Here is a 24029-nt window from a genome sequence, read left to right as displayed (position 1 = left end):
GTGAGGGTGAATGCGAATAATAAAAAAGGAGCCTGTAGCTCCCTGATGATTTTGCTTTTCATGTTCACCGTTCCTTAAAGACGCCGTTTAACATGCCGATCGCCAGGCTTAAATGAGTCGGTGTGAAGCCCATCAGCGTTACCGTTTCGCGGTGCTTCTTTAGTACGCTACGGCAAATGTCATCGACGTTTTTATCCGGAAACTGCTGTCTGGCTTTTTTGATTTCAGAATTAGCCTGGCGGGCAATGCTGCGAAGGGCGTTTTCTTGCTGATGTGTCATTGAACAAGTCCCATGTCGGCAAGCATAAGCACACAGAATATGAAGCCCGCTGCCAGAAAAATGCATTCCGTGGTTGTCATGCAGCCTCCCGACGGGCAAGAATCCTTGAGCCGAACGCCATCAACTCGCCACGATCAACGGTCGTAAAGTGGCAGTGTGTACGGGGGTATGGGTGCCAGATAATGAGCATCGAGCCTTTATTATTTCCACTCACGGGTTTCCCGGTGAGTGGGTTAATAAATGCCAGTCGTCCTGCCGTGATGAATCTGACCTCACTGGCGGTTTGTATCGCTTCATGAAACCATCCGACAGATGTGTCAGCAGGCAGTAACATTACACATCCCACACTACTGAATTTGTTTTCAGTGGCTGCCTTTTTCACAAAAGGGGAAATATTGCTGTATGGTGGATTCAGCCAGACATAACCAGAGGCATATCCCATTGCTTCAGGCCATGAAGTGGTTAATGTGTTCTGCTCCTGTGAGATAAAAAGCCGACATAGCCGGTTTTTTTCGTTGGCTGCAGCATCAAGTTGAAAAACGAACTCTGCATTAAGCGCAGCAAAAATCTCTGGTGGTGTGCGCCAGCTGTCGCGATGTTCGGCAGGAGTATTGCTTCCGGTGAAATCAGTCATACAGCCCCCCGTTTATTATTTATCTCCTCAGCCAGCCGCTGTGCTTTCAGTGGATTTCTGATAACAGAAAGGCCGGGAAATACCCAGCCTCGCTTTGTAACGGAGTAGATGAAAGTGATCGCGCCTACCCGGATATTATCGCGAGGATGCTTCATCGCCATTGCTCCCCAAATACAAAACCAATTTCAGCCAGTGCCTCGTCCATTTTTTCGATGAACTCCGGCACCATCTCGTCAAAATTCGCCATGTACTTTTCATCCCGCTCAACCACGACATAATGCAGGCCTTCACGCTTCATGCGCGGGTCATAGTTGGCAAAGTACCAGGCATCTTTTCGCGTCACCCACATGCTGTACTGCACCTGGGCCATGTAAGCCGACTTTATGGCCTCGAAACCACCGAGCCGGAACTTCATGAAATCCCGGGAGGTAAACGGGCATTTCAGCTCAAGGCCATTGCCGTCACTGCATAAACCATCGGGAGAGCAGGCGGTGCGCATACTTTCGTCGCGATAGATGATCGGGGATTCAGTAACATTCACGCCGGAAGTGAATTCAAACAGGGTTCTGGCGTCGTTCTCGTACTGTTTTCCCCAGGCCAGCGCCTTAGCATTAACTTCCGGAGCCACACCGGTGCAAACCTCAGCCAGCAGGGTGTGGAAGTAGGACATTTTCATGTCAGGCCACTTCTTTCCTGAGCGGGGCTTTGCTATCACGTTGTGAACTTCTGAAGCGGTGATGACGCCGAGCCGTAATTTGTGCCATGCATCATCCCCCTGTTCGACAGCTCTCACGTCGATCCCGGTACGCTGCAGGATAATGTCCGGTGTCATGCTGCCACCTTCTGCTCAGTGGCTTTCTGTTTCAGGAATCCAAGAGCTTTCGCTGCTTCGGCCTGTGTCAGTTCTGACGATGCACGAATGTCGCGGCGAAATATCTGGGAACAGAGCGGCAATAAGTCGTCATCCCATGTTTTATCCAGGGCGATCAGCAGAGTGTTAATCTCCTGCATGGTTTCATCGTTAACCGGAGTGATGTCGCGTTCCGGCTGACGTTCTGCAGTGTATGCGGTATTTTCGACAATGCGCTCGGCTTCATCCTTGTCATAGATACCCGCAAATCCGAAGGCGAGACGGGCACACTGAATCATGGCTTTATGCCGTAACATCCGTTTGGGATGCGACTGCCACGGCCCCGTGATTTCTCTGCCTTCGCGGGTTTTGAATGGTTCGCGGCGGCATTCATCCATCCACTCGGTAACGCAGATCGGATGATTGCGGTCCTTGCGGTAAATCCGGCATGTACAGGATTCATTGTCCTGCTCAAAGTCCATGCCATCAAACTGCTGGTTTTCATTGATGATGCGGGACCAGCCATCAACGCCCACCACCGGAACGATGCCGTTCTGCTTATCAGGGAAGGCGTAAATTTCTTTCGTCCACGGATTAAGGCCGTACTGGTTGGCGACGATCAGCAATGCGATGAACTGCGCATCGCTGGCATCGCCTTTAAATGCTGTCTGGCGAAGAGTGGTGATCAGTTCCTGTGGGTCGACAGAATCCATGCCGACACGTTCAGCCAGCTTCCCTGCCAGCGTTGCGAGTGCTGTACTCATCCGTTTTATACCTCTGAATCAATATCAACCTGGTGGTGAGCAATGGTTTCAACCATGTACCGGATGTGTTCTGCCATGCGCTCCTGAAACTCAACATCGTCATCAAACGCACGGGTAATGGCTTTTTTGCTGGCCCCGTGGCGTTGCAAATGATCGATGCATAGCGATTCAAACAGGTGCTGTGGAAGACCTTTTTCCATGTCGTCTGCCAGTTCTGCCTCTTTCTCTTCACGGGCGATCTGCTGGTAGTGACGCGCCCAGCTCTGAGCCTCAAGACGATCCTGAATGTAACAAGCGTTCATGGCTGAACTCCTGAAAATGGCTGTGAAAATATCGCCAGCGAAATGCCAGGCTGATTAGAAAAACAGGAAAGGGGATTAGTGATTCAGGCCGTTGCCGCGTCCGTCAAGAAAAACTTCCACGAGCAAGTCACGGGTATAAGTGCGCTCGATGCCGCGATGCAGATAAAGCCGTCCGCGTAAATTAGCTGATGCTGTCCAGGTACCATCTTTGTGTTTGACCAGCATTCCTGGCATGACCGCACCGCGATTAACGGTCTGCGCTCCGTAATGTTGATGAACCATAAAAACCCCTGCCCGTAAGCTGGGCTGCTGAACATATAGAGACTTCTGCGCGTATTCAGGCGGTGGATGGCCGCCGGTGTCATAACTAAGCCGCCTCGTTGAAGCGACTGAGGTATGAAGTATCGAGTTGATTTCAGCTGGTCACACCGACGTTCACGCGTCCGTTTCACCCCTCGCACTCCCCGTAGCCTGCTGAAATTCAAGCTGCGGATCTAAGCGGTCATCGCAACGGTGAAGCGGTAAATCAGGAGATTGCCGCATTCCTGTGCCGTTGTGATGGATTTATAATACCTATTGCTATTGATTATATCAATACGTATAAGTATCGAGCGATAGCGTTTGTTGTTATGCTGTTGATACTGAAAAGAATTTAATGTTGAGGTTTTTTGTGACATTCGACTCAAAATGGATTTTGCAATTAAATAACCAATTGATAACAATGAAAACATTACGGAGAACTAGATAGGCCAAATTACTTGCCACGAAGATAGTTGTAAGCGTTGATAACAATGGTATTGAGGAGGGATACCCCCGACAATTGCGTCAGGGGGGAGGGATTATTGGGCTTTAATGTAATTTTTCAACTTTGCAGTTTGCTCTACAGCGCTAGGAATGCATCCAAACATATTTGCGCATGAAGTTTGAACAACAATTTCGTTCTTATCGTTTCCTAAAGGTGTTTTTACAACCTGATATCCAAGCACGGCACTATTTCCAATAGGAGTGTATGTGGAAATTACCGTTTCATCTGCCATCTGAATTTTCCAACCAGAATTCATTGCTATCCAAGCTTTGGCTCTCGACCAATATGTATCGCATTGCTCTTTACCTTGACAGTAAACTGGTTGTTGAGCTTGTGCGGCAATTTGGGGATCTATTTTCTGAGCACATCCAGAGATGCTAATCAGAATAGCTGCTGTAACGAATAGTTTTCTCATTGACATTTCCTTTGTTTTGAATATACAACAAATAAATTGGCAAAAAAATTATCCGTGTTTTCTATATGTCTGCGGCATGCTTCCAATGACTTTACCGAAGATGAACACTCGGTTCATCTCGTCTTTCTCGATCGGGTCCCACGGTGAGTAGCTCTTGTTATCAGAGATAACCAGCAGCTTATCCTTCATCATTTGCAGGCGCTTTACATGGGCTGTGTCGTCGTACAGAAACGCATAGATACCATCACCGTCGAAAGATTTAACTGTGATATCAACGAACAGCAGATCACCTGGTTCGATCGTTCCTGACATGCTGTCACCGCGCACGTTAATGATGCGGATATTTTCCGCCTTCCTGCCATCGAACATGTGACGAGCATCGTCAAACGAGTACTCAACCGAGCGTAGAACTTCTACAAACTCACGATTGATGACACCCGGCCCGGCACTGACTTCTATATCAAGAACGTCAATCTTGAAGTATTTGGAATGGTTGACAGCAGGCTTTTCTGATTGTTGACCGTCATTTCTCATCGGGCCTATGCCTGACGAGAGCCACTCTGTTCGAACACCCAATGCATTAGCTATTTCAACAATTTTTGTTGAGCCGCGCGCGTTGCCGCTTGTCAGTCTCCAGATTGTGGGTTGAGCTACGCCAGACGCCTTTGCAAGAGCGCCTTGAGACATTCCAGATTGTTCCATCGCTAGGTTTAAGCGATCAGCAAGAGTTTCTTTTTTCATAAGTTTTAATTTATACGCTTGCGTATTGATGGTCAAAAACGTTTTGCTATTGCTTGAGTTAATACGCATTGCTATTATCTATTTATTGCAATACCAATAGGAATTGATAATGACAAATCAAACCATTCAACTCGCAATCAGTATTACAGGTAGTCAAAAACGACTGGCAGATCTCTGCGGTGTAGCCCAACCCACGGTTTGGCGTTGGCTACACGGTGGCGGAATTGATGCCCGCTATGTAATGAAAATTGTCTCAGCCACTGGTGGAAAGATTAAACCAGCAGATATTCGTCCCGACCTCGCACCATTGTTTAACGCGAGTAATTCTGCCGCCTAATCTGCGGCGTTAACTGATAAGGCAATTACTATGCAACCACTTACATACCAACAGACTAGCGGATTTAGCCCGACTGCGGTGATAAATCGTTCTCAAACAAAACAGGCGCCAGGCCACGAAAAAATCCGTGATGCCGTTCGCGCCTGGTCGGCTGCAGATAATCAGGATGTTGTTGCCGCACTCATTGTGAATGAGTATCGGGAGCTGGGCGGCGGCACCATCGATTTCCCTGATGATGTCAGCCGTGCACGCCAGAAGTTGTTCCGCTTCCTCGATAACAAATTCGATTCTGAAAAATACCGAAATAACGTGCGTGAACTGACCCCGGCAATTCTGGCGGTACTACCGCTGGAATATCGCGGCCACCTGGTTGAGCAGGATAGCTTTATGGCTCGGCTGGCTGAAATGGAAAAGGAACTCAGTGAGGCAAAGCAGGCGGTCATTCTCAACGCACCACGCCACCAGAAACTGAAGGAAATGAGTGAAGGTATTGTGTCGATGTTTCGTGTGGACCCAGATCTGGCTGGTCCACTGATGGCGATGGTCACCACCATGCTGGGGGCAATATGACAGGTTCAGAAATGGCGAAAGCCGGTCTGCTGGAACAGAACCGACTTTCAGGTGCAAATCGTAACGCACTCATTGCGGGAGGAATTATGGCAAACACTGCTGAGATATTCAATTTTCCAGTGCCGGATGTGGCACAAAAGGAGCCGCGCGTGGCAGATCTCGATGATGGTTATACGCGCATTGCTAATGAGTTGCTGGAAGCTGTGATGCTGGCCGGATTAACACAGCACCAGCTTCTGGTCTTCCTGGCTGTCATGCGCAAAACATATGGCTTTAATAAAAAAATGGATTGGGTGAGCAACGAGCAACTTTCCGAGTTAACCGGGATATTGCCGCACAAGTGTTCTGCTGCAAAAAGTGTTCTGGTAAAGCGTGGGATTTTTATTCAGAGCGGGCGGAATACCGGCATTAATAATGTGGTCAGTGAATGGTCAACATTACCCGAATCAGGTAAGAAAAATAAAGTTTACCTGAAAGAGGTAAATTTACCTGAATCAGGTAAAAAAAGTTTACCCAAATCAGGTAAAGACGTTTACCTGAATCAGGTAAACACAAAAGACAAACTAACAAAAGACAATATAAAACCTTATTCGTCCGAGAATTCTGGCGAATCCTCTGACCAGCCAGAAAACGACCTTCCTGTGGTGAAACCGGATGCTGCGATTCAGAGCGGCAGCAAGTGGGGGACAGCAGAAGACCTGACCGCCGCAGAGTGGATGTTTGACATGGTGAAGACCATCGCGCCATCAGCCAGAAAACCGAATTTTGCAGGGTGGGCTAACGATATCCGCCTGATGCGTGAACGTGACGGACGTAACCACCGCGACATGTGCGTGCTGTTCCGCTGGGCATGCCAGGACAACTTCTGGTCCGGTAACGTGCTAAGTCCGGCCAAACTCCGCGACAAGTGGACCCAACTCGAAATCAACCGTAACAAGCAACAGGCTGGCGTGACAGCCGGAAAACCAAAACTCGACCTGACGAACACTGACTGGATTTACGGGGTGGAGCTATGAAAAACATCGCCGCACAGATGGTTAATTTTGACCGTGAGCAGATGCGCCGGATCGCCAATAACATGCCGGAACAGTACGACGAAAAGCCGCAGGTACAGCAGGTAGCGCAGATTATCAATGGTGTGTTCAGCCAGTTACTGGCAACTTTCCCGGCGAGCCTGGCTAACCGTGACCAGAACGAACTGAACGAAATCCGCCGCCAGTGGGTTCTGGCTTTCCGGGAAAATGGGATCACCACGATGGAACAGGTTAACGCTGGAATGCGCGTAGCCCGTCGGCAGAATCGACCATTCCTGCCATCACCCGGGCAGTTTGTCGCCTGGTGCCGGGAAGAAGCATCCGTTAACGCCGGGCTGCCAAACGTCAGCGAGCTGGTTGATATGGTTTATGAGTATTGCCGGAAGCGTGGCCTGTATCCAGATGCAGAGTCTTATCCGTGGAAATCAAACGCGCACTACTGGCTGGTTACCAACCTGTACCAGAACATGCGGGCCAATGCGCTTACTGATGCGGAATTACGGCGCAAGGCTGCCGATGAACTGGCCTGTATGACCGCGCGAATTAACCGTGGAGAGGCGATACCTGAACCAGTAAAACAACTTCCTGTCATGGATGGCAGGCCGCTTAATCGTGTTCAGGCGCTGGCGAAGATCGCCGAAATCAAAGCGAAATTTGGGCTGAAAGGGGCGAGTGTATGACGGGCAAAGAGGCAATTATTCATTACCTGGGGACGCATAAGAGCTTCTGTGCGCAGGACGTTGCTGAGGTAACAGGCGCAACAGTAACCAGCATAAATCAGGCTGCGGCTAAAATGGCGCGGGCAGGAATCTTGGTCATTGATGGTAAGGTCTGGCGAACGGTGTATTACAGGTTCGCTACCAGGGAAGAACGGGAAGGAAAGGTGAGCACGAATCTGATTTTCAAGGAGTGTCGCCAGAGTGCCGCGATGAAGCGGGTTTTATTTGTTTATGCGGCGGGGGGAGGAAATCAGTGAGGTTGACGATAACTAATATCTGGCGCTATATTCTGTGCGTTGCCGCAAAATCGGCACACGGGATTGGCGTCCCGGATAAGGTAATCGCGACTACTACACGCCGCGAGCGTGTTTTTTATTGTCGTAAGCATACGCACATCTGAATTATGGTGGGGCGTGTAGGGCCGACTTCGGTCGGGCCGGTTGATTACCCCGGTTACGCCAACCCTACATGTCTCACCACCAAACTGATTGGCGTCAGCGGTGGTGGTTAACTTGATTTATAGGTAATCATCATGAGCACACAACTAGTCTTTCATCAAACAAAATTCCATCCTGTTAAACACAACAACAGTATCTGGCTTACTGCCGTTGAGATTGCTCAAGCTCTCGGATATAAAAAATCTGATGCCGTAACTCAGATCTACGATCGAAATTCCGATGAATTTAGGGCAGATATGACTGAGACCCTCAATTTGAGTGTCTCAGGGAACTACCAGAAAACAATACGCATTTTCTCCCTCCGTGGTGCCCATTTGATCGCTATGTTCGCCCGCACTCCTGTAGCCAAAGAATTCCGCCGCTGGGTTCTGGATATTCTCGATCGAGAAGTTCAACAATCCCCAATCACAAAACAATTCACTGATAACGAACTTTGCACACTCGCCTGGTTATGGCGAGCAGGGGATGTGATGTTAACCGCCTGCCAGAATGTTACTCCACTTCTTCAGGTTGCGGAGCATCGCGAAGCCGGTCGCTTTACTTCTATTGAGCAAGAATATCCCCAGATACTACATAAGGCGCGCGAAATCCTTGCCAGAGAAACGGCACATGTAAGATTCCAGCCGTGGCAGGATGATAAGTGGAGCCGAGTATTGCCGCATTTGCGTTCTGAGCAGTAGCAATAAAGTTTCCGGTGAGAAATGTCACCAGCATTTTGTTATGAAACGGGTATTGGCGGTATATGGGGGCGGGGCTTTAGTTATTAGGTGTCGAGAATTAATTGTTTGTAGCAATATAAAAAGGAGCGCTTAAGTCCGTTTATTTTTTTAAGCTTCATATACATAGTGGATAAAAATGAGAACCACCCGCTGAACGGGTGGTTTTGCGCAAGTTAAATTTTATAATTTCAGTGAATCTTTACGCTGTAATAATGCAAATGATAGTTGAAAAAACACAATCAGTCGATGGATTCTCCGTAGGATGCAACTGCCTGAGCGACGCAAAAACGATCAATACACTCTATTTCTCCATAATCACGCAGGCAATAATAAGTATTATTGTCTTTATCAAAAGCGTAAATGCTACAAATACCCTCAAGCTCACAACTTGCGTCCCATCCACTATTAGATAACGTGCCCCATTCCTGGTAAAGCCCTGCGTTAACTTCTCGATTGATAATATGCGGTCCACTATAGTTATCATAATCGTAACTATAGATGTCACGTGCCTCAGGAAAATTCCCGTTCATGTTTTCAATCCACGGTAAAATATCTTTAACTGAGTTATAAAGTTCAATGCTGTATTTGAAAAAACGCTTCACAATAAAAACATAGATGCCGGCAGATTTGTTTGTTGATTTATCAGTGGCGAAAATGACAAAAATCTTCCCAACGCACTTTTCATCTACGCCCGGAAAAGTTACTGTGCCATCCTGGCTAACCGCCAGAACATTATTGTCTGCATTAGTGCTACAGGTCCATTTTACCTTGTCATTATTAATAGGGTCATTATCAATGACCATCTTGAAGGTTGCTCCTGGGAACAAACTGTTAGGGAAACAGTAACCACTCTCCATATCATTTTTAATATCATAGATATGGCTATCAACTAACACGCCTGTAATTTTGCTCATCATTGAACTCTCTTTGTTTGTTAAATAAAAAGTTTTATTCCTGAACAACGGAACACGCTGATATTAATGCAACCAATGAATTGTTGTTGTTATTTGGAGGTTATATAGTGGTATGAATGTTATTATGCGATGTCTCTGAGTGATGGGGTAAGGATTATATGATTCGCTTTTGAGATTTACCTATGTCAGGCGTTGCTGTTCATGTTCGTCCCCGTTGTCAGTCTTCTTAGTCTGAGCTAATGTCATCATCAATGGGTTATCAGTTTTCTCTGAAGTTATATAATTAATTGAGCGCCATAGCACCATGGGGCATTGTTGAATTTCATCTTCAATTGATTTTCCATAATCAACTCGCCATAATCATGTCATCGGAGCCTGAACACCTCCGGTGACTTCTGCGCTAAACGGGGACGTTTATGCGCACACACAATCTAAACTCTCTTCTCCCTTCACAGATGCAGAAATGCACCTGCGATTTTTTGCATCCAACGTTTGACCTCTGCGGAGGTGAAGCGTGAACCTCCCACAAGACGGCATCAAATTACATCGCGGCAACTTCACCGCTATCGGTCAGCAGATCCAGCCTTATCTGGAGGATGGCAAATGCTTTCGCATGGTGCTTAAACCGTGGCGCGAGAGACGCAGTCTTTCCCAGAATGCACTCAGCCACATGTGGTACAGCGAAATCAGTGAGTACCTCATCAGCAGGGGTAAAACGTTCGCTACTGCAGTATGGGTAAAAGATGCACTCAAACACACATACCTCGGTTATGAAACCAAGGACCTGGTTGATGTCGTAACCGGCGAAATCACTACGATCCAGTCGTTACGCCATACCTCCGATCTTGATACCGGAGAGATGTATGTCTTCCTGTGTAAGGTTGAAGCCTGGGCGATGAATATTGGCTGCCACCTGACTATTCCGCAGAGCTGCGAGTTCCAGCTGCTGCGCGACAAGCAGGAGGCGTAATGGCTACACCGCTTATTCGTGTCATGAGCGGACACATCTACAGAGTACCAAATCGTCGTAAGCGTAAGCCTGAGCTGAAACCATCCGAAATACCAACACTGCTCGGATATACCGCCAGCCTGGTTGATAAAAAATGGTTGCGACTGGCAGCAAGGAGGAATCATGGCTGATTTGAGAAAAGCAGCGCGTGGTCGGGAATGCCAGGTAAGAATCCCTGGCGTATGTAATGGCAATCCTGAAACGTCTGTACTGGCACATATCCGGCTGGCTGGATTGTGCGGTACCGGTATCAAACCGCCAGACCTGATTGCCACCATTGCATGTTCTGCCTGTCACGACGAAATCGACCGCCGCACACATTTTGTCGATGCTGAGTATGCAAAAGAATGCGCGCTGGAAGGTATGGCGAGAACGCAGGTTATCTGGCTGAAAGAGGGGGTAATCAAGGCGTGAATACTTACTACATCACACTACCCTGGCCGCCGAGCAATAACCGCTACTACCGCCATAATCGCGGGCGCACGCACATCAGCGCAGAGGGGCAGGTATACCGCGATAACGTCGCCCGAATCATCAAAGGCTCCATGCTGGATATCGGTCTGGCTATGCCAGTGAAAATCCGTATTGAGTGCCACATGCCGGATCGCCGTCGCCGTGACCTGGATAATCTGCAAAAAGCAGCTTTTGACGCACTCACCAAAGCAGGTTTCTGGCTGGATGATGCTCAGGTCGTTGATTATCGCGTTGTGAAAATGCCCGTTACCAAGGGTGGAAAGCTGGAACTGATCATCACCGAACTGGGGGATGAATGATGTGTGAGTCATATATGGCAGAACTCCTTCGCTACCGCTGGGGGCGCCTGCGCTTATATCGTTTCCCGGTTCTGTTTTGACCGATTACCGGATACTGAAGAATTACGCCAAAACACTGGCAGAGACAATTGTATGAAGCCAGAGATAACGATCGGTTGATGCCGTTTTATTGTTTTTTGCTGCCAATTGGCGTGCTGGTGTAAATGGAGAGCGAGAATGAATCTTGAGGCCTTACCAAAATATTACTCCCCAAAATCTCCAAAATTGAGCGATGACGCACCGGCGACAGACTCAGGTGGTTTATCAATTACGGATGTGATGGCTGCGCAGGGGATGGTGCAGTCGAAAGCACCGCTTGGGTTTGCCTTATTCCTGGCAAAAGTTGGTGTTCAGGACCCTCAGTTTGCGATTGAAGGTCTGCTCAATTACGCGATGGCACTGGATAACCCGACATTGAATAAATTGAGTGCAGAAACACGGTTACAGATTATTCCTTACCTCGTGAATTTTGCCTTTGCTGATTATTCCAGGTCTGCGGCAAGTAAGGCTCGCTGTGAGCATTGTGCTGGTACGGGATTTCATAATGTATTGCGCGAAGTGGTGAAACATTCCAGAAGCGGGGAATCCGTTATCAAGGAAGAGTGGGTGAAGGAACTATGTCAGCATTGTCATGGTAAGGGAGAAGTCAGCACAGCGTGCAGAGGGTGTAAGGGTAAAGGTATTGTCCTGGATGAAAAAAGGACCCGGCTTCATGGCACGCCTGTTTATAAGATTTGTGGGCGTTGCAATGGAAACCGGTTTAGCCGTTTACCAACCACACTGGCGCGGCATCATGTCCAGAAACTGGTACCGGACCTGACGGATTATCAGTGGTACAAGGGGTATGCTGATGTTATTGATAAACTGGTTACAAAGTGCTGGCAGGAAGAAGCATATGCAGAAGCACAGTTGAGAAAGGTGACAAGATAAATAATTTTCGCCGAAGATATCGACATGATGCTTGCATTTTTCAAAAAATATGGATAGGATTTTCTCAACGATGGGCTTTGTATGTCCGGTGTTGAGAAAAAGTAGAAAACCCGCTAATGAGCGGGTTTTGTGTTTTAAATGGGGAGGTGGCTGGATGTCTAAAATAAACATTGCTTCCAAGTGTACAACTATGCGTTAATGGCTGCGTCGGTTTGAAGAACAGACGATATACGAAGTAGTTTACTAAAGCAGTTCTCATTTCAGGTGTTATTCACTTATTCCTTCTTTGAGTCTCTCCAATTAAGTACGAAGTCGTTTCTGTTATACAAATCATTTATGCCGAAAGGCTCAAGTTAAGGAATGTAGAATGTCAAATAAAATGACTGGTTTAGTAAAATGGTTTAACGCTGATAAAGGTTTTGGCTTTATTTCTCCTGTTGATGGTAGTAAAGATGTGTTTGTGCATTTTTCTGCAATTCAGAATGATAATTATCGAACCTTATTTGAAGGCCAAAAGGTTACCTTCTCTGTAGAGAGTGGTGCTAAAGGTCCTGCAGCAGCAAATGTCATTATTACTGATTAAAATTCATAGCTTGTCTGTATACGATAACGAAGAAGGCTGATGCCTGAGTAGAGATGCAGATAGAGTTGTGGGTATTGAATCCCATTTTGTGGTGAAGTGCAGGTTTGCTGCATGAATAGTTTTACAGTAGAAGCTAACTGCTGGCATAGCAATACAAAGTGCGTAAGTGGGTAACTACCACAAAAAGCACCACAATCTCAAACCCGCGCAGGCGGGTTTTTTATTATCTGATTTAAATATATTATTAAAATATAAAAACTCTTTGTAAGTAATCAAAACACTCAGGCAACAGCTTTAAGATTTGTTTGGAATACTTTGTTGCAATGAGGGCAGATCAAAAGGGCACCTTTTTGTACTCTAGAAAAACTGTGTTCTGATTCTTGGGTACAGTTTGGGCAGGAACATTTTACGAGATAATTACGGCGTGATTTTGAGTCTTTACGTTCTGACATAGGCTTTTCCTGTATAAATGGCCGTATACATTACACTAAATAGAAAAATATATCCCGCATTATTATTTAATAGATGGTTTTTCTTTTAAAATATTTAACCACATTATTTTAATTTTCTGTTTTTTGAGCGTCGTTGAGAACAACGTTTGCTGTAAAAACTAACCCGTAGACTCCGATCTTTTCAAACATATTGCACCATCCGTGTACATCGGGGTGAGGATATGAAATCAATGGATAAGTTAACAACAGGTGTCGCCTATGGCACCTCTGCAGGCAGTGCTGGCTACTGGTTTTTACAGTTGCTCGATAAAGTCACGCCATCACAGTGGGCGGCAATAGGTGTGCTGGGTAGTCTGGTATTTGGCCTGCTGACGTACCTGACAAACCTTTATTTCAAGATTAAAGAAGATAAGCGTAAGGCTGCGAGAGGTGAATAATGTCGCCATCATTACGCAAGGCTGTTGCAGCTGCTATTGGTGGTGGGGCTGTTGCCATAGCGTCTGTGCTCATCACTGGTCCGAGTGGTGACGATGGTCTGGAAGGTGTCAGCTACATACCATATAAAGATATCGTTGGCGTATGGACTGTATGTTACGGGCACACCGGAAAAGACATTATGCTCGGTAAAGCGTATACCGAAGCAGAATGCAAAGCCCTCCTGAATAAAGACCTTGCCACTGTCGCCAGACAAATTAACCCGTACATCAAAGTCGATATACCGGAAACAACGCGCGGCGCTCTTTACTCGTTCGTCTATAACGTGGGCGCAGGCAATTTCAGAACATCTACTCTTCTTCGCAAAATAAACCAGGGCGATATCAAGGGCGCATGTGACCAGCTACGTCGCTGGACATACGCTGGCGGTAAGCAATGGAAAGGCCTGATGACTCGTCGTGAGATTGAGCGTGAGGTCTGTTTGTGGGGGCAGCAATGAGCAGGGTAACCGCGATTATCTCCGCTCTGGTTATCTGCATCATCGTCTGCCTGTCATGGGCTGTTAATCATTACCGTGATAACGCCATTACCTACAAAGAACAGCGCGATAAAGCCACGTACATCATCGCTGATATGCAGAAGCGTCAACGTGATGTAGCAGTACTCGACGCCAGATACACAAAGGAGCTTGCTGATGCTAACGCGACTATCGAAAGTCTCCGTGCTGATGTTTCTGCTGGTCGTAAGCGCCTGCAAGTCTCCGCCACCTGTGCAAAGTCAACGACCGGAGCCAGCAGCATGGGCGATGGAGAAAGCCCAAGACTTACAGCAGATGCTGAACTCAATTATTACCGTCTCAGAAGTGGAATCGACAGGATAACCGCGCAGGTTAACTACCTGCAGGAGTACATCAGGACGCAATGCCTGAAATAATTTTTTTGCAAATCACAAAGTCAATTTAATGAGCCTCGCGATGCGGGGCTTTTTGCAATAAATGCGTACCGCAACGCATGTTTTTTACACCGAACCTGCCCCTTTGGAATGGGCCTTTGAGGATACCAGTTAGTGCTGGCGAGCCTCGGTGGGCTGGTTTCCTGTGCGGCAAAGGTTCGTTTCAAAGAGTAGGTACACGCTATGAAATCATTAACCCTCTTCAATCAACCAATTCGTATCGGTGAAGATGGCATGATCTGCCTCACTGATATGTGGAAAGCCAGTGGTAAAAGTGAATCTGAATCTCCGTACCACTACCTGCGAAACAAGCAGACCAAAGAGTTCTTAGCCGAGCTGGAGAAAAACCACGAATCTGTGGTTTTTACTGAGCGCGGTGTACACGGTGGAACATATGGCGGGAAGTTTGTTGCTTATGATTATGCAGCATGGCTAAACCCCGGATTTAAATATGCAGCCTATAAAGTCCTGGATGACTACTTCACCGGAGAACTTCAGCATCGCAACAGCTTAAGTGCGCAGCTCAATATGAAGTGTCATGAGTTTGATCAGAAAAAAGATATGGCGAGCTTCTGTGGACAAGGGCTGGCGGCATGGCGCTATACGAAGCCAGTGTTGGTCGCTGAGATTAACTCCCTGGCTAACCAGCTGCAGATAACGATCCCCGGGCTTCCGGGATGAGTGATCGTGTCATTGAATGCGCCTCCAGAGCGGGGCGCGACTTCTCAGAGTTCATGAAAGGCGAGAAGGGCATGATGGAAGCATTGGCCTCGGTGGATGAGTTTGGCGAGCAGCTGCGCCTCAACGGCTGTGTCAATCATCACTTTGTTAGCTACATGATGCGGAACTCGATCATGCAGGCATTCATGGACATGGCAAAAGCCGAGAGGAAAGAAGAGCGCCGGCGTAAGCGAGCGGAAGCAAAAGCGAAGTAGCCATTACAAAGCCCATCTACTGGTGGGCTTGATAATGGCTTATACCCTACACGGGATAACTTAACTGATATCCCTTTTAACGGATAAAGGTATTCAAGCCTGACACATCATGCGCTGTATCGTCGCTGTATTCCTGCATTAACCATGACCGTAGCCCGACGGGGAACTCCTTCTGCGCGAGTGTGCGGGAATAATCAAAAACGATGCACACCGGGTTTTTACCGCGTTTATGATTCGCGGGGTTGTCCCTCATGCTCGCCAGTCCTGTGCGGGGGTGGAAGAAACAGGACGTGTATTCAGGTCTGTGCGACCGTGGTCGCACGACTTTGGTCGTTCAGATATTAAATCCCATTGCGAAGTAAACCCGAATGGCTGGCGGGTCCTTTCCGGCAATCAAGAACGTTACGGGGCGGAAGGCGCGCGGGTTTTCGCTATTTATGAAAATTTTCCGGTTTAAGGCGTTTCCGTTCTTCTTCTCCGTAACTTAATGTTTTTATTTAAAACACCCCCTGAAAAGAAAGGAAACGACAGGTGCTGAAAACAGGCCTTTTGGCCTCTGTCGTTTCCTTTCTCTGTTTTTGTCCGTGGAATGAACAATGGAAGTCAACAAAAAGCAGCTGGCTGAAATTTTCGGTGCGAGTATCCGTACCATTCAGAACTGGCAGGAGCAGGGAATGCCCGTTCTGCGAGGCGGTGGAAAGGGTAATGAGGTGCTTTATGACTCTGCCGCCGTCATAAAATGGTATGCCGAAAGGGATGCTGAAATTGAGAACGAAAAGCTGCGCCGGGAGGTTGAAGAATTACGGCTGGCCAGCGAGACAGATCTCCAGCCAGGGACTATTGAGTACGAACGCCATCGACTTACGCGTGCGCAGGCCGACGCACAGGAGCTGAAAAATGCCAGAGACTCCGCTGAAGTGGTGGAAACCGCATTCTGTACTTTCGTGCTGTCGCGGATCGCAGGTGAAATTGCCAGTATTCTCGACGGGATCCCCCTGTCGGTGCAGCGGCGTTTTCCGGAACTGGAAAACCGACATGTTGATTTCCTGAAACGGGATATCATCAAAGCCATGAACAAAGCAGCCGCGCTGGATGAACTGATACCGGGGTTGCTGAGTGAATATATCGAACAGTCAGGTTAACAGGCTGCGGCATTTTGTCCGCGCCGGGCTTCGCTCACTGTTCAGGCCGGAGCCACAGACCGCCGTTGAATGGGCGGATGCCAATTACTATCTCCCGAAAGAATCCGCATACCAGGAAGGGCGCTGGGAAACACTGCCCTTTCAGCGGGCCATCATGAATGCGATGGGCAGCGACTACATCCGCGAGGTAAATGTGGTGAAGTCTGCCCGTGTTGGTTATTCCAAAATGCTGTTGGGTGTTTATGCCTACTTCATAGAGCATAAGCAGCGCAACACCCTTATCTGGTTGCCGACGGATGGTGATGCCGAGAACTTTATGAAAACTCACGTTGAGCCGACCATCCGTGATATTCCGTCGCTGCTGGCGCTGGCACCGTGGTATGGCAAAAAGCACCGGGATAACACGCTCACCATGAAGCGTTTCACCAATGGTCGTGGCTTCTGGTGCCTGGGCGGTAAAGCGGCAAAAAACTACCGTGAAAAGTCGGTGGATGTGGCGGGTTATGATGAACTTGCTGCCTTTGATGATGATATTGAACAGGAAGGCTCTCCGACGTTCCTGGGCGATAAGCGTATTGAAGGCTCGGTCTGGCCAAAGTCCATCCGTGGCTCCACGCCCAAAGTGAGAGGCACCTGCCAGATTGAGCGTGCTGCCAGTGAATCCCCGCATTTCATGCGTTTTCATGTTGCATGCCCACACTGCGGGGAGGAGCAGTACCTTAAATTTGGCGATAAAGAGACGCCGTTTGGCCTCAAATGGACGCCGGATGATCCCTCCAGCGTGTTTTATCTCTGCGAGCATAATGCCTGCGTCATCCGCCAGCAGGAGCTGGATTTCACTGATGCCCGTTATATCTGCGAAAAGACCGGGATCTGGACCCGTGATGGCATTCTCTGGTTTTCGTCATCCGGTGAAGAGATTGAGCCGCCGGACAGCGTGACTTTCCACATCTGGACGGCGTACAGCCCGTTCACTACCTGGGTGCAGATTGTCAAAGACTGGATGAAAACGAAAGGGGATACGGGAAAACGTAAAACCTTCGTGAACACCACGCTCGGTGAGACATGGGAAGCGAAAATCGGTGAACGTCCGGATGCTGAAGTGATGGCAGAGCGGAAAGAGCATTATTCAGCGCCCGTTCCTGACCGTGTGGCTTACCTGACTGCCGGTATCGACTCCCAGCTGGACCGCTACGAAATGCGCGTATGGGGATGGGGGCCGGGTGAGGAAAGCTGGCTGATTGACCGGCAGATTATTATGGGCCGCCACGACGATGAACAGACACTGCTGCGTGTGGATGAGGCCATCAATAAAACCTATACCCGCCGGAATGGTGCAGAAATGTCGGTATCCCGTATCTGCTGGGATATTGGGGGCATTGACCCGACCATTGTGTATGAACGCTCGAAAAAGCATGGGCTGTTCCGGGTGATCCCCATTAAAGGGGCATCCGTCTACGGAAAGCCTGTGGCCAGCATGCCACGTAAGCGAAACAAAAACGGGGTTTACCTTACCGAAATCGGTACGGATACCGCGAAAGAGCAGATTTATAACCGCTTCACACTGACGCCGGAAGGGGATGAACCGCTTCCCGGTGCCGTTCACTTCCCGAATAACCCGGATATTTTTGATCTGACCGAAGCGCAGCAGCTGACTGCTGAAGAGCAGGTCGAAAAATGGGTGGATGGCAGGAAAAAAATACTGTGGGACAGCAAAAAGCGACGCAATGAGGCACTCGACTGCTTCGTTTATGCGCTGGCGGCGCTGCGCATCAGTATTTCCCGCTGGCAGCTGGATCTCAGTGCGCTGCTGGCGAGCCTGCAGGAAGAGGATGGTGCAGCAACCAACAAGAAAACACTGGCAGATTACGCCCGTGCCTTATCCGGAGAGGATGAATGACGCGACAGGAAGAACTTGCCGCTGCCCGTGCGGCACTGCATGACCTGATGACAGGTAAACGGGTGGCAACAGTACAGAAAGACGGACGGCGAGTGGAGTTTACGGCCACTTCCGTGTCTGACCTGAAAAAATATATTGCAGAGCTGGAAGTGCAGACCGGCATGACACAGCGACGCAGGGGACCTGCAGGATTTTATGTATGAAAACGCCCACCATTCCCACCCTTCTGGGGCCGGACGGCATGACATCGCTGCGCGAATATGCCGGTTATCACGGCGGTGGCAGCGGATTTGGAGGGCAGTTGCGGTCGTGGAACCCACCGGGTGAAAGTGTGGATGCAGCCCTGCTGCCCAACTTTACCCGTGGCAATGCCCGCGCGGACGATCTGGTACGCAATAACGGCTATGCCGCCAACGCCGTACAGCTGCATCAGGATCATATCGTCGGGTCTTTTTTCCGGCTCAGTCATCGCCCAAGCTGGCGCTATCTGGGCATCGGGGAGGAAGAAGCCCGTGCCTTTTCCCGCGAGGTTGAAGCGGCATGGAAAGAGTTTGCCGAGGATGACTGCTGCTGCATTGACGTTGAGCGAAAACGCACGTTTACCATGATGATTCGGGAAGGTGTGGCCATGCACGCCTTTAACGGTGAACTGTTCGTTCAGGCCACCTGGGATACCAGTTCGTCGCGGCTGTTCCGGACACAGTTCCGGATGGTCAGCCCGAAGCGCATCAGCAACCCGAACAATACCGGCGACAGCCGGAACTGCCGTGCCGGTGTGCAGATTAATGACAGCGGCGCGGCGCTGGGATATTACGTCAGCGAGGACGGGTATCCTGGCTGGATGCCGCAGAAATGGACATGGATACCCCGTGAGCTACCCGGCGGGCGCGCCTCGTTCATTCACGTTTTTGAACCCGTGGAGGACGGGCAGACCCGCGGTGCAAATGTGTTTTACAGCGTGATGGAGCAGATGAAGATGCTCGACACGCTGCAGAACACGCAGCTGCAGAGCGCCATTGTGAAGGCGATGTATGCCGCCACCATTGAGAGTGAGCTGGATACGCAGTCAGCGATGGATTTTATTCTGGGCGCGAACAGTCAGGAGCAGCGGGAAAGGCTGACGGGCTGGATTGGTGAAATTGCCGCGTATTACGCCGCAGCGCCGGTCCGGCTGGGAGGCGCAAAAGTGCCACACCTGATGCCAGGTGACTCACTGAACCTGCAGACGGCTCAGGACACGGATAACGGCTACTCCGTTTTTGAGCAGTCACTGCTGCGGTATATCGCTGCCGGGCTGGGTGTCTCATATGAGCAGCTTTCCCGGAATTACGCCCAGATGAGCTACTCCACGGCACGGGCCAGCGCGAACGAGTCGTGGGCGCACTTTATGGGGCGGCGAAAATTCGTCGCATCCCGTCAGGCGAGCCAGATGTTTCTGTGCTGGCTGGAAGAGGCCATCGTTCGCCGCGTGGTGACGTTACCTTCAAAAGCGCGCTTCAGCTTTCAGGAAGCCCGCAGTGCCTGGGGGAACTGTGACTGGATAGGCTCCGGTCGTATGGCCATCGATGGTCTGAAAGAAGTACAGGAAGCGGTGATGCTGATAGAAGCCGGACTGAGCACCTACGAGAAAGAGTGCGCGAAACGCGGTGACGACTATCAGGAAATTTTTGCCCAGCAGGTCCGTGAAACGATGGAGCGCCGCGCGGCTGGTCTTAAACCGCCCGCCTGGGCGGCTGCGGCATTTGAATCCGGGCTGCGACAATCAACAGAGGAGGAGAAGAGTGACAGCAGAGCTGCGTAATCTCCCGCATATTGCCAGCATGGCCTTTAATGAGCCGCTGATGCTTGAACCCGCCTATGCGCGGGTTTTCTTTTGTGCGCTTGCAGGCCAGCTTGGGATCAGCCGCCTGACGGATGCGGTGTCCGGCGACAGCCTGACTGCCCAGGAGGCACTCGCGACGCTGGCATTATCCGGTGATGATGACGGACCACGACAGGCCCGCAGTTATCAGGTCATGAACGGCATCGCCGTGCTGCCGGTGTCCGGCACGCTGGTCAGCCGGACGCGGGCGCTGCAGCCGTACTCGGGGATGACCGGTTACAACGGCATTATCGCCCGTCTGCAACAGGCTGCCAGCGACCCGATGGTGGACGGCATTCTGCTCGATATGGACACACCAGGCGGAATGGTGGCGGGAGCATTTGACTGCGCTGACATCATCGCCCGTGTGCGTGACATAAAACCGGTATGGGCGCTGGCCAACGACATGAACTGCAGTGCAGGTCAGCTGCTTGCCAGTGCTGCCTCCCGGCGTCTGGTCACGCAGACCGCCCGGACAGGCTCCATCGGCGTCATGATGGCTCACAGTAATTACGGCGCTGCGCTGGAGAAACAGGGTGTGGAAATCACGCTGATTTACAGCGGCAGCCATAAGGTGGATGGCAACCCCTACAGCCATCTTCCGGATGATGTCCGGGAGACACTGCAGTCCCGGATGGACGCAACCCGCCAGATGTTTGCACAGAAGGTGTCGGCATATACCGGCCTGTCTGTGCAGGCTGTGCTGGATACCGAGGCTGCAGTGTACAGCGGTCAGGAGGCCATTGATGCCGGACTGGCTGATGAACTTGTTAACAGCACCGATGCGATCACCGTCATGCGTGATGCACTGGATGCACGTAAATCCCGTCTCTCAGGAGGGCGAATGACCAAAGAGACTCAATCAACAACTGTTTCAGCCACTGCTTCGCAGGCTGACGTTACTGAGGTGGTGCCAGCGACGGAGGGCGAAAACGCCAGCGCGGCGCAGCCGGACGTGAACGCGCAGATCACCGCAGCGGTTGCGGCAGAAAACAGCCGCATTATGGGGATCCTCAACTGTGAGGAGGCTCACGGACGCGAAGAACAGGCACGCGTGCTGGCAGAAACCCCCGGTATGACCGTGGAAACGGCCCGCCGCATTCTGGCCGCAGCACCACAGAGTGCACAGGCGCGCAGTGACACTGCGCTGGATCGTCTGATGCAGGGTGCACCGGCACCGCTGGCTGCAGGTAACCCGGCATCTGATGCCGTTAACGATTTGCTGAACACACCAGTGTAAGGGATGTTTATGACGAGCAAAGAAACCTTTACCCATTACCAGCCGCTGGGCAACAGTGACCCGGCTCATACCGCAACCGCACCCGGCGGATTGAGTGCGAAAGCGCCTGCAATGACCCCGCTGATGCTGGACACCGCCACCCGTAAGCTGGTTGCGTGGGATGGCACCACCGACGGTGCTGCCGTTGGCATTCTTGCGGTTGCTGCTGACCAGACCAGCACCACGCTGACGTTCTACAAGTCCGGCACGTTCCGTTATGAGGATGTGCTCTGGCCGGAGGCTGCCAGCGACGAGACGAAAAAACGGACCGCGTTTGCCGGAACGGCAATCAGCATCGTTTAACTTTACCCTTCATCAACAAAGGCCGCCTGTGCGGCTTTTTTACGGGATTTTTTTATGTCGATGTACACAACCGCCCAGCTGCTGGCGGCAAATGAGCAGAAATTTAAGTTTGATCCGCTGTTTCTGCGTCTCTTTTTCCGTGAAAGCTATCCCTTCACCACGGAGAAAGTCTATCTCTCACAAATTCCGGGACTGGTAAACATGGCGCTGTACGTTTCGCCGATTGTTTCCGGTGAGGTTATCCGTTCCCGTGGCGGCTCCACCTCTGAATTTACGCCGGGATATGTCAAACCCAAGCATGAAGTGAATCCGCAGATGACCCTGCGTCGCCTGCCGGATGAAGATCCGCAGAATCTGGCGGATCCGGCTTACCGTCGCCGTCGCATCATCATGCAGAACATGCGTGACGAAGAGCTGGCCATTGCCCAGGTCGAAGAGATGCAGGCAGTTTCTGCCGTGCTTAAGGGCAAATACACCATGACCGGTGAAGCCTTCGATCCGGTTGAGGTGGATATGGGCCGCAGTGCGGCGAATAACATCACGCAGTCCGGCGGCACGGAGTGGAGCAAGCGTGACAAGTCCACGTATGACCCGACCGACGATATCGAAGCCTACGCGCTGAACGCCAGCGGTGTGGTGAATATCATAGTGTTCGATCCGAAAGGCTGGGCGCTGTTCCGTTCCTTCAAAGCCGTCAGGGAGAAGCTGGATACCCGTCGCGGCTCTCATTCCGAGCTGGAGACAGCGGTGAAAGACCTGGGTAAAGCGGTGTCCTATAAGGGGATGTATGGCGATGTGGCCATCGTCGTGTATTCCGGACAGTACGTGGAAAACGGTGTCAAAAAGAACTTCCTGCCGGACAACACGATGGTGCTTGGGAACACTCAGGCACGCGGTCTGCGCACCTATGGCTGTATTCAGGATGCGGATGCATTGAGTGAGGGTATTAATGCGTCTCCTCGTTATCCGAAAAACTGGAAGACATCCGGCGATCCGGCGCGTGAGTTCACCATGATTCAGTCAGCACCGCTGATGCTGCTGGCTGATCCTGATGAGTTCGTGTCCGTACAACTGGCGTAATCATGGCCCTTCGGGGCCATTTTCTCTCTGTGGAGGAGTCCATGACGAAAGATGAACTGATTGCCCGTCTCCGCTCGCTGGGTGAACAACTGAACCGTGATGTCAGCCTGACGGGGACGAAAGAAGAACTGGCGCTCCGTGTGGCAGAGCTGGAAGAGGAGCTTGATGACACGAGTGATATTGCCGTTCAGGATACCCTTCTCAGCCCGGAAAATGCGCTGACCGGACATGAAAATGAGGTGGTATCAGCGCAGCCGGATACTGTGATTCAGGATACGGCTGAACTGGTCACGGTCGTGGCACTGGTGACGCTGCATACTGATGCACTTCACGCCATCCGGGATGAACCTGTGGCATTTGTGCTGCCGGGAACGGCGTTCCGTGTCTCTGCCGGTGTGGCAGCCGAAATGACAGAGCGCGGCCTGGCCAGAATGCAATAACGGGAGGCGCTGTGGCTGATTTCGATAACCTGTTCGATGCTGCCATTGCCCACGCCGATGAAACGATACGCGGGTACATGGGAACGTCAGCCACCATTACATCCGGTGAGCAGTCCGGTGCTGTAATACGTGGTGTTTTTGATGACCCTGAAAATATCAGCTATGCCGGTCCTGGCGTGCGCGTTGAAGGCTCCAGCCCGTCCCTGTTTGTCCGGACTGATGATGTGCGGCAGCTGCGGCGTGGAGACACGCTGACCATCGGTGAGGAAAACTTCTGGGTAGACCGGGTTTCGCCGGATGATGGCGGAAGTTGTCATCTCTGGCTTGGGCGTGGCGTGCCGCCTGCCGTTAACCGTCGCCGCTGAAAGGGGGATG

Annotated in this window: 40 protein-coding genes and 1 pseudogene; 29 read left to right on the top strand and 12 right to left on the bottom strand. The window is 50.5% G+C overall.

The features are described 5' to 3' along the window. Positions 1 to 64: 64 nt before the first annotated feature. From FEK46_RS18930 to FEK46_RS18880, 9 genes are all read right to left on the bottom strand, one after another. Positions 65 to 280: a hypothetical protein gene (locus tag FEK46_RS18930; RefSeq protein WP_000149655.1), complete on the bottom strand. Its 216-nt coding sequence runs from the start codon at positions 278 to 280 to the stop codon at positions 65 to 67. Positions 281 to 356: 76 nt separating this feature from the next. Further along, complete coding sequence (locus FEK46_RS18925; protein WP_000129282.1) at positions 357 to 914, bottom strand: phage N-6-adenine-methyltransferase; 558 nt, start codon at positions 912 to 914, stop codon at positions 357 to 359. Next, positions 911 to 1069, bottom strand: a complete 159-nt coding sequence (locus FEK46_RS18920; RefSeq protein ID WP_000682559.1) for a DUF1317 family protein — start codon at positions 1067 to 1069, stop codon at positions 911 to 913. Before FEK46_RS18920 ends, FEK46_RS18925 begins: the two co-directional genes overlap by 4 nt. After that, a complete protein-coding gene (locus FEK46_RS18915) occupies positions 1066 to 1746 on the bottom strand; it encodes a lambda exonuclease family protein (protein WP_000186846.1) in 681 nt (226 codons plus the stop codon). Before FEK46_RS18915 ends, FEK46_RS18920 begins: the two co-directional genes overlap by 4 nt. Further along, positions 1743 to 2528 (bottom strand): phage recombination protein Bet, encoded by a 786-nt coding sequence (bet, locus tag FEK46_RS18910; protein ID WP_135560157.1) that lies wholly within the window; start codon positions 2526 to 2528, stop codon positions 1743 to 1745. Before bet ends, FEK46_RS18915 begins: the two co-directional genes overlap by 4 nt. Before the next feature lie 5 nt (positions 2529 to 2533). Then, complete coding sequence (locus FEK46_RS18905; RefSeq protein ID WP_135493754.1) at positions 2534 to 2830, bottom strand: host-nuclease inhibitor Gam family protein; 297 nt, start codon at positions 2828 to 2830, stop codon at positions 2534 to 2536. Between the two features lie 75 nt (positions 2831 to 2905). After that, a complete protein-coding gene (locus FEK46_RS18895; RefSeq protein WP_135560158.1) occupies positions 2906 to 3112 on the bottom strand; it encodes a cell division inhibitor protein in 207 nt (68 codons plus the stop codon). A 557-nt stretch (positions 3113 to 3669) separates the two neighbouring features. Then, positions 3670 to 4050 carry a hypothetical protein gene (locus FEK46_RS18885; protein ID WP_001228516.1) on the bottom strand — a complete coding sequence of 127 codons (381 nt, stop codon included), beginning with the start codon at positions 4048 to 4050 and terminating at the stop codon, positions 3670 to 3672. Positions 4051 to 4098: 48 nt separating this feature from the next. Next, entirely contained in the window at positions 4099 to 4791 is a 693-nt protein-coding gene (locus FEK46_RS18880; protein WP_135560229.1) for a helix-turn-helix transcriptional regulator, read from the bottom strand. Between the two features lie 109 nt (positions 4792 to 4900). On the opposite strand from FEK46_RS18880, the gene FEK46_RS18875 reads away from it, so the two are divergent. The 7 genes from FEK46_RS18875 to FEK46_RS18850 all read left to right on the top strand — a co-directional run bounded on the left by FEK46_RS18875 (position 4901) and on the right by FEK46_RS18850 (position 8589). Then, positions 4901 to 5128, top strand: coding sequence for a helix-turn-helix domain-containing protein (locus FEK46_RS18875; RefSeq protein ID WP_000184665.1), 228 nt, complete (start codon positions 4901 to 4903; stop codon positions 5126 to 5128). Positions 5129 to 5158: 30 nt separating this feature from the next. Continuing rightward, on the top strand, positions 5159 to 5698 hold the full coding sequence (locus FEK46_RS18870; protein ID WP_135560160.1) for a toxin YdaT domain-containing protein: 540 nt from the start codon (positions 5159 to 5161) through the stop codon (positions 5696 to 5698). Beyond that, positions 5695 to 6714 carry a replication protein gene (locus tag FEK46_RS18865; protein WP_171021377.1) on the top strand — a complete coding sequence of 340 codons (1020 nt, stop codon included), beginning with the start codon at positions 5695 to 5697 and terminating at the stop codon, positions 6712 to 6714. Before FEK46_RS18870 ends, FEK46_RS18865 begins: the two co-directional genes overlap by 4 nt. Beyond that, the gene (locus FEK46_RS18860) at positions 6711 to 7412 is read left to right on the top strand and encodes a replication protein P (RefSeq protein WP_135560161.1); all 702 of its coding nucleotides are present in this window, start codon (positions 6711 to 6713) and stop codon (positions 7410 to 7412) included. The genes FEK46_RS18865 and FEK46_RS18860 overlap by 4 nt, the downstream gene beginning before the upstream one ends. Then, positions 7409 to 7708 carry a protein ren gene (locus FEK46_RS18855; protein ID WP_130216499.1) on the top strand — a complete coding sequence of 100 codons (300 nt, stop codon included), beginning with the start codon at positions 7409 to 7411 and terminating at the stop codon, positions 7706 to 7708. Before FEK46_RS18860 ends, FEK46_RS18855 begins: the two co-directional genes overlap by 4 nt. Positions 7709 to 7854: 146 nt before the next feature. Continuing rightward, complete coding sequence (locus tag FEK46_RS23790; RefSeq protein WP_215629063.1) at positions 7855 to 7962, top strand: ash family protein; 108 nt, start codon at positions 7855 to 7857, stop codon at positions 7960 to 7962. A gap of 21 nt (positions 7963 to 7983) precedes the next feature. Beyond that, positions 7984 to 8589 (top strand): P22AR C-terminal domain-containing protein, encoded by a 606-nt coding sequence (locus FEK46_RS18850; RefSeq protein WP_130210690.1) that lies wholly within the window; start codon positions 7984 to 7986, stop codon positions 8587 to 8589. Positions 8590 to 8867: 278 nt separating this feature from the next. Here the strand turns inward: FEK46_RS18850 and FEK46_RS18845 are convergent, their stop codons facing one another. Beyond that, positions 8868 to 9545 carry a hypothetical protein gene (locus FEK46_RS18845; RefSeq protein WP_130210688.1) on the bottom strand — a complete coding sequence of 226 codons (678 nt, stop codon included), beginning with the start codon at positions 9543 to 9545 and terminating at the stop codon, positions 8868 to 8870. Positions 9546 to 9958: 413 nt separating this feature from the next. On the opposite strand from FEK46_RS18845, the gene FEK46_RS18840 reads away from it, so the two are divergent. The 8 genes and pseudogenes from FEK46_RS18840 to cspB all read left to right on the top strand — a co-directional run bounded on the left by FEK46_RS18840 (position 9959) and on the right by cspB (position 12876). Next, positions 9959 to 10060 carry a hypothetical protein gene (locus FEK46_RS18840; protein ID WP_130210686.1) on the top strand — a complete coding sequence of 34 codons (102 nt, stop codon included), beginning with the start codon at positions 9959 to 9961 and terminating at the stop codon, positions 10058 to 10060. Then, a complete protein-coding gene (gene ybcN / locus FEK46_RS18835; protein WP_059272308.1) occupies positions 10057 to 10512 on the top strand; it encodes a DNA base-flipping protein YbcN in 456 nt (151 codons plus the stop codon). The genes FEK46_RS18840 and ybcN overlap by 4 nt, the downstream gene beginning before the upstream one ends. Further along, a complete protein-coding gene (locus tag FEK46_RS18830) occupies positions 10512 to 10682 on the top strand; it encodes a NinE family protein (RefSeq protein WP_021550626.1) in 171 nt (56 codons plus the stop codon). Before ybcN ends, FEK46_RS18830 begins: the two co-directional genes overlap by 1 nt. Then, positions 10675 to 10965, top strand: a complete 291-nt coding sequence (locus FEK46_RS18825) for a DUF1364 domain-containing protein (protein ID WP_000774477.1) — start codon at positions 10675 to 10677, stop codon at positions 10963 to 10965. Before FEK46_RS18830 ends, FEK46_RS18825 begins: the two co-directional genes overlap by 8 nt. Then, on the top strand, positions 10962 to 11324 hold the full coding sequence (rusA, locus tag FEK46_RS18820) for a crossover junction endodeoxyribonuclease RusA (RefSeq protein WP_130210682.1): 363 nt from the start codon (positions 10962 to 10964) through the stop codon (positions 11322 to 11324). The genes FEK46_RS18825 and rusA overlap by 4 nt, the downstream gene beginning before the upstream one ends. Continuing rightward, positions 11321 to 11460, top strand: a pseudogene (locus FEK46_RS18815) (YlcG family protein). The gene rusA and the pseudogene FEK46_RS18815 overlap by 4 nt, the downstream one beginning before the upstream one ends. An 80-nt stretch (positions 11461 to 11540) precedes the next feature. Next, the gene (locus tag FEK46_RS18810; protein WP_060710349.1) at positions 11541 to 12293 is read left to right on the top strand and encodes an antitermination protein; all 753 of its coding nucleotides are present in this window, start codon (positions 11541 to 11543) and stop codon (positions 12291 to 12293) included. Positions 12294 to 12660: 367 nt separating this feature from the next. After that, positions 12661 to 12876 (top strand): cold shock-like protein CspB, encoded by a 216-nt coding sequence (cspB, locus tag FEK46_RS18805; protein ID WP_000066486.1) that lies wholly within the window; start codon positions 12661 to 12663, stop codon positions 12874 to 12876. Between the two features lie 281 nt (positions 12877 to 13157). On the opposite strand, the gene ynfU is transcribed toward cspB, so the two are convergent. Then, entirely contained in the window at positions 13158 to 13328 is a 171-nt protein-coding gene (ynfU, locus tag FEK46_RS23785) for a putative zinc-binding protein YnfU (RefSeq protein ID WP_001405948.1), read from the bottom strand. A gap of 221 nt (positions 13329 to 13549) precedes the next feature. Here ynfU and essD point away from each other — a divergent pair, with 221 nt between their 5' ends. The 5 genes from essD (at position 13550) to FEK46_RS18780 (ending at position 15649) form a co-directional block, all read left to right on the top strand. Then, complete coding sequence (essD, locus tag FEK46_RS18800) at positions 13550 to 13765, top strand: phage lysis protein EssD (RefSeq protein WP_000839596.1); 216 nt, start codon at positions 13550 to 13552, stop codon at positions 13763 to 13765. Continuing rightward, on the top strand, positions 13765 to 14262 hold the full coding sequence (gene rrrD / locus FEK46_RS18795) for a lysozyme RrrD (protein WP_135560162.1): 498 nt from the start codon (positions 13765 to 13767) through the stop codon (positions 14260 to 14262). The genes essD and rrrD overlap by 1 nt, the downstream gene beginning before the upstream one ends. Further along, positions 14259 to 14696, top strand: coding sequence for a lysis protein (locus FEK46_RS18790; RefSeq protein ID WP_135493762.1), 438 nt, complete (start codon positions 14259 to 14261; stop codon positions 14694 to 14696). The genes rrrD and FEK46_RS18790 overlap by 4 nt, the downstream gene beginning before the upstream one ends. A 201-nt stretch (positions 14697 to 14897) precedes the next feature. Then, positions 14898 to 15395 carry a KilA-N domain-containing protein gene (locus tag FEK46_RS18785; RefSeq protein ID WP_000839225.1) on the top strand — a complete coding sequence of 166 codons (498 nt, stop codon included), beginning with the start codon at positions 14898 to 14900 and terminating at the stop codon, positions 15393 to 15395. Further along, complete coding sequence (locus FEK46_RS18780; RefSeq protein WP_001283921.1) at positions 15392 to 15649, top strand: hypothetical protein; 258 nt, start codon at positions 15392 to 15394, stop codon at positions 15647 to 15649. The genes FEK46_RS18785 and FEK46_RS18780 overlap by 4 nt, the downstream gene beginning before the upstream one ends. A gap of 76 nt (positions 15650 to 15725) precedes the next feature. Here FEK46_RS18780 and FEK46_RS23450 read toward each other — a convergent pair whose 3' ends face one another. After that, entirely contained in the window at positions 15726 to 15902 is a 177-nt protein-coding gene (locus FEK46_RS23450) for a hypothetical protein (protein ID WP_167852930.1), read from the bottom strand. A gap of 343 nt (positions 15903 to 16245) precedes the next feature. Here FEK46_RS23450 and FEK46_RS18770 point away from each other — a divergent pair, with 343 nt between their 5' ends. The 9 genes from FEK46_RS18770 to FEK46_RS18730 are packed head-to-tail and all read left to right on the top strand — an operon-like array spanning position 16246 to position 24019. After that, complete coding sequence (locus FEK46_RS18770) at positions 16246 to 16791, top strand: DNA-packaging protein (RefSeq protein ID WP_135560163.1); 546 nt, start codon at positions 16246 to 16248, stop codon at positions 16789 to 16791. Further along, positions 16766 to 18691 carry a phage terminase large subunit family protein gene (locus FEK46_RS18765; protein ID WP_001027295.1) on the top strand — a complete coding sequence of 642 codons (1926 nt, stop codon included), beginning with the start codon at positions 16766 to 16768 and terminating at the stop codon, positions 18689 to 18691. Before FEK46_RS18770 ends, FEK46_RS18765 begins: the two co-directional genes overlap by 26 nt. Beyond that, a complete protein-coding gene (locus FEK46_RS18760) occupies positions 18688 to 18894 on the top strand; it encodes a gpW family protein (RefSeq protein ID WP_000198149.1) in 207 nt (68 codons plus the stop codon). Before FEK46_RS18765 ends, FEK46_RS18760 begins: the two co-directional genes overlap by 4 nt. Continuing rightward, on the top strand, positions 18891 to 20492 hold the full coding sequence (locus FEK46_RS18755; RefSeq protein WP_135560164.1) for a phage portal protein: 1602 nt from the start codon (positions 18891 to 18893) through the stop codon (positions 20490 to 20492). Before FEK46_RS18760 ends, FEK46_RS18755 begins: the two co-directional genes overlap by 4 nt. Continuing rightward, positions 20473 to 21792, top strand: a complete 1320-nt coding sequence (locus FEK46_RS18750; protein WP_135385845.1) for a S49 family peptidase — start codon at positions 20473 to 20475, stop codon at positions 21790 to 21792. The genes FEK46_RS18755 and FEK46_RS18750 overlap by 20 nt, the downstream gene beginning before the upstream one ends. Positions 21793 to 21801: 9 nt before the next feature. After that, on the top strand, positions 21802 to 22134 hold the full coding sequence (locus tag FEK46_RS18745; RefSeq protein ID WP_001345004.1) for a head decoration protein: 333 nt from the start codon (positions 21802 to 21804) through the stop codon (positions 22132 to 22134). Positions 22135 to 22188: 54 nt separating this feature from the next. Beyond that, positions 22189 to 23214, top strand: coding sequence for a major capsid protein (locus FEK46_RS18740; protein WP_000063263.1), 1026 nt, complete (start codon positions 22189 to 22191; stop codon positions 23212 to 23214). A 41-nt stretch (positions 23215 to 23255) separates the two neighbouring features. Further along, positions 23256 to 23654 (top strand): DNA-packaging protein FI, encoded by a 399-nt coding sequence (locus FEK46_RS18735; RefSeq protein ID WP_135560165.1) that lies wholly within the window; start codon positions 23256 to 23258, stop codon positions 23652 to 23654. Between the two features lie 11 nt (positions 23655 to 23665). Then, complete coding sequence (locus tag FEK46_RS18730) at positions 23666 to 24019, top strand: head-tail joining protein (RefSeq protein WP_097494250.1); 354 nt, start codon at positions 23666 to 23668, stop codon at positions 24017 to 24019. Positions 24020 to 24029 lie beyond the last annotated feature (10 nt).

Source organism: Escherichia sp. E4736, assembly GCF_005781225.1.
Lineage (GTDB): Bacteria > Pseudomonadota > Gammaproteobacteria > Enterobacterales > Enterobacteriaceae > Escherichia.
The sequence above is the reverse complement of the archived record's forward strand: the minus strand, read 5'-3'. Positions and strand labels throughout refer to the sequence as shown.

Excerpts from the sequence above, each read along its gene's own strand:
- FEK46_RS18735 (WP_135560165.1), top strand. The coding sequence starts at position 23,256 with ATGACGAAAGATGAACTGATTGCCCGTCTCCGCTCGCTGGGTGAACAA.
- FEK46_RS18870 (WP_135560160.1), top strand. The coding sequence starts at position 5,159 with ATGCAACCACTTACATACCAACAGACTAGCGGATTTAGCCCGACTGCG.
- bet (WP_135560157.1), bottom strand. The coding sequence starts at position 2,528 with ATGAGTACAGCACTCGCAACGCTGGCAGGGAAGCTGGCTGAACGTGTC.
- rrrD (WP_135560162.1), top strand. The coding sequence starts at position 13,765 with ATGTCGCCATCATTACGCAAGGCTGTTGCAGCTGCTATTGGTGGTGGG.
- FEK46_RS18915 (WP_000186846.1), bottom strand. The coding sequence starts at position 1,746 with ATGACACCGGACATTATCCTGCAGCGTACCGGGATCGACGTGAGAGCT.
- FEK46_RS18810 (WP_060710349.1), top strand. The coding sequence starts at position 11,541 with ATGAATCTTGAGGCCTTACCAAAATATTACTCCCCAAAATCTCCAAAA.
- ynfU (WP_001405948.1), bottom strand. The coding sequence starts at position 13,328 with ATGTCAGAACGTAAAGACTCAAAATCACGCCGTAATTATCTCGTAAAA.
- FEK46_RS18920 (WP_000682559.1), bottom strand. The coding sequence starts at position 1,069 with ATGAAGCATCCTCGCGATAATATCCGGGTAGGCGCGATCACTTTCATC.
- FEK46_RS18785 (WP_000839225.1), top strand. The coding sequence starts at position 14,898 with ATGAAATCATTAACCCTCTTCAATCAACCAATTCGTATCGGTGAAGAT.
- FEK46_RS18830 (WP_021550626.1), top strand. The coding sequence starts at position 10,512 with ATGGCTACACCGCTTATTCGTGTCATGAGCGGACACATCTACAGAGTA.
- essD (WP_000839596.1), top strand. The coding sequence starts at position 13,550 with ATGAAATCAATGGATAAGTTAACAACAGGTGTCGCCTATGGCACCTCT.
- FEK46_RS18905 (WP_135493754.1), bottom strand. The coding sequence starts at position 2,830 with ATGAACGCTTGTTACATTCAGGATCGTCTTGAGGCTCAGAGCTGGGCG.
- FEK46_RS18760 (WP_000198149.1), top strand. The coding sequence starts at position 18,688 with ATGACGCGACAGGAAGAACTTGCCGCTGCCCGTGCGGCACTGCATGAC.
- FEK46_RS18865 (WP_171021377.1), top strand. The coding sequence starts at position 5,695 with ATGACAGGTTCAGAAATGGCGAAAGCCGGTCTGCTGGAACAGAACCGA.
- FEK46_RS18780 (WP_001283921.1), top strand. The coding sequence starts at position 15,392 with ATGAGTGATCGTGTCATTGAATGCGCCTCCAGAGCGGGGCGCGACTTC.
- FEK46_RS18740 (WP_000063263.1), top strand. The coding sequence starts at position 22,189 with ATGTCGATGTACACAACCGCCCAGCTGCTGGCGGCAAATGAGCAGAAA.
- FEK46_RS18745 (WP_001345004.1), top strand. The coding sequence starts at position 21,802 with ATGACGAGCAAAGAAACCTTTACCCATTACCAGCCGCTGGGCAACAGT.
- FEK46_RS18880 (WP_135560229.1), bottom strand. The coding sequence starts at position 4,791 with ATGAAAAAAGAAACTCTTGCTGATCGCTTAAACCTAGCGATGGAACAA.
- FEK46_RS23450 (WP_167852930.1), bottom strand. The coding sequence starts at position 15,902 with ATGAGGGACAACCCCGCGAATCATAAACGCGGTAAAAACCCGGTGTGC.
- FEK46_RS18885 (WP_001228516.1), bottom strand. The coding sequence starts at position 4,050 with ATGAGAAAACTATTCGTTACAGCAGCTATTCTGATTAGCATCTCTGGA.
- FEK46_RS18875 (WP_000184665.1), top strand. The coding sequence starts at position 4,901 with ATGACAAATCAAACCATTCAACTCGCAATCAGTATTACAGGTAGTCAA.
- FEK46_RS18790 (WP_135493762.1), top strand. The coding sequence starts at position 14,259 with ATGAGCAGGGTAACCGCGATTATCTCCGCTCTGGTTATCTGCATCATC.
- FEK46_RS18825 (WP_000774477.1), top strand. The coding sequence starts at position 10,675 with ATGGCTGATTTGAGAAAAGCAGCGCGTGGTCGGGAATGCCAGGTAAGA.
- cspB (WP_000066486.1), top strand. The coding sequence starts at position 12,661 with ATGTCAAATAAAATGACTGGTTTAGTAAAATGGTTTAACGCTGATAAA.
- FEK46_RS18855 (WP_130216499.1), top strand. The coding sequence starts at position 7,409 with ATGACGGGCAAAGAGGCAATTATTCATTACCTGGGGACGCATAAGAGC.
- FEK46_RS18840 (WP_130210686.1), top strand. The coding sequence starts at position 9,959 with ATGCGCACACACAATCTAAACTCTCTTCTCCCTTCACAGATGCAGAAA.
- FEK46_RS18755 (WP_135560164.1), top strand. The coding sequence starts at position 18,891 with ATGAAAACGCCCACCATTCCCACCCTTCTGGGGCCGGACGGCATGACA.
- FEK46_RS18770 (WP_135560163.1), top strand. The coding sequence starts at position 16,246 with ATGGAAGTCAACAAAAAGCAGCTGGCTGAAATTTTCGGTGCGAGTATC.
- FEK46_RS18850 (WP_130210690.1), top strand. The coding sequence starts at position 7,984 with ATGAGCACACAACTAGTCTTTCATCAAACAAAATTCCATCCTGTTAAA.
- FEK46_RS18925 (WP_000129282.1), bottom strand. The coding sequence starts at position 914 with ATGACTGATTTCACCGGAAGCAATACTCCTGCCGAACATCGCGACAGC.
- FEK46_RS23790 (WP_215629063.1), top strand. The coding sequence starts at position 7,855 with ATGGTGGGGCGTGTAGGGCCGACTTCGGTCGGGCCGGTTGATTACCCC.
- FEK46_RS18895 (WP_135560158.1), bottom strand. The coding sequence starts at position 3,112 with ATGGTTCATCAACATTACGGAGCGCAGACCGTTAATCGCGGTGCGGTC.
- FEK46_RS18845 (WP_130210688.1), bottom strand. The coding sequence starts at position 9,545 with ATGATGAGCAAAATTACAGGCGTGTTAGTTGATAGCCATATCTATGAT.
- FEK46_RS18930 (WP_000149655.1), bottom strand. The coding sequence starts at position 280 with ATGACACATCAGCAAGAAAACGCCCTTCGCAGCATTGCCCGCCAGGCT.
- FEK46_RS18860 (WP_135560161.1), top strand. The coding sequence starts at position 6,711 with ATGAAAAACATCGCCGCACAGATGGTTAATTTTGACCGTGAGCAGATG.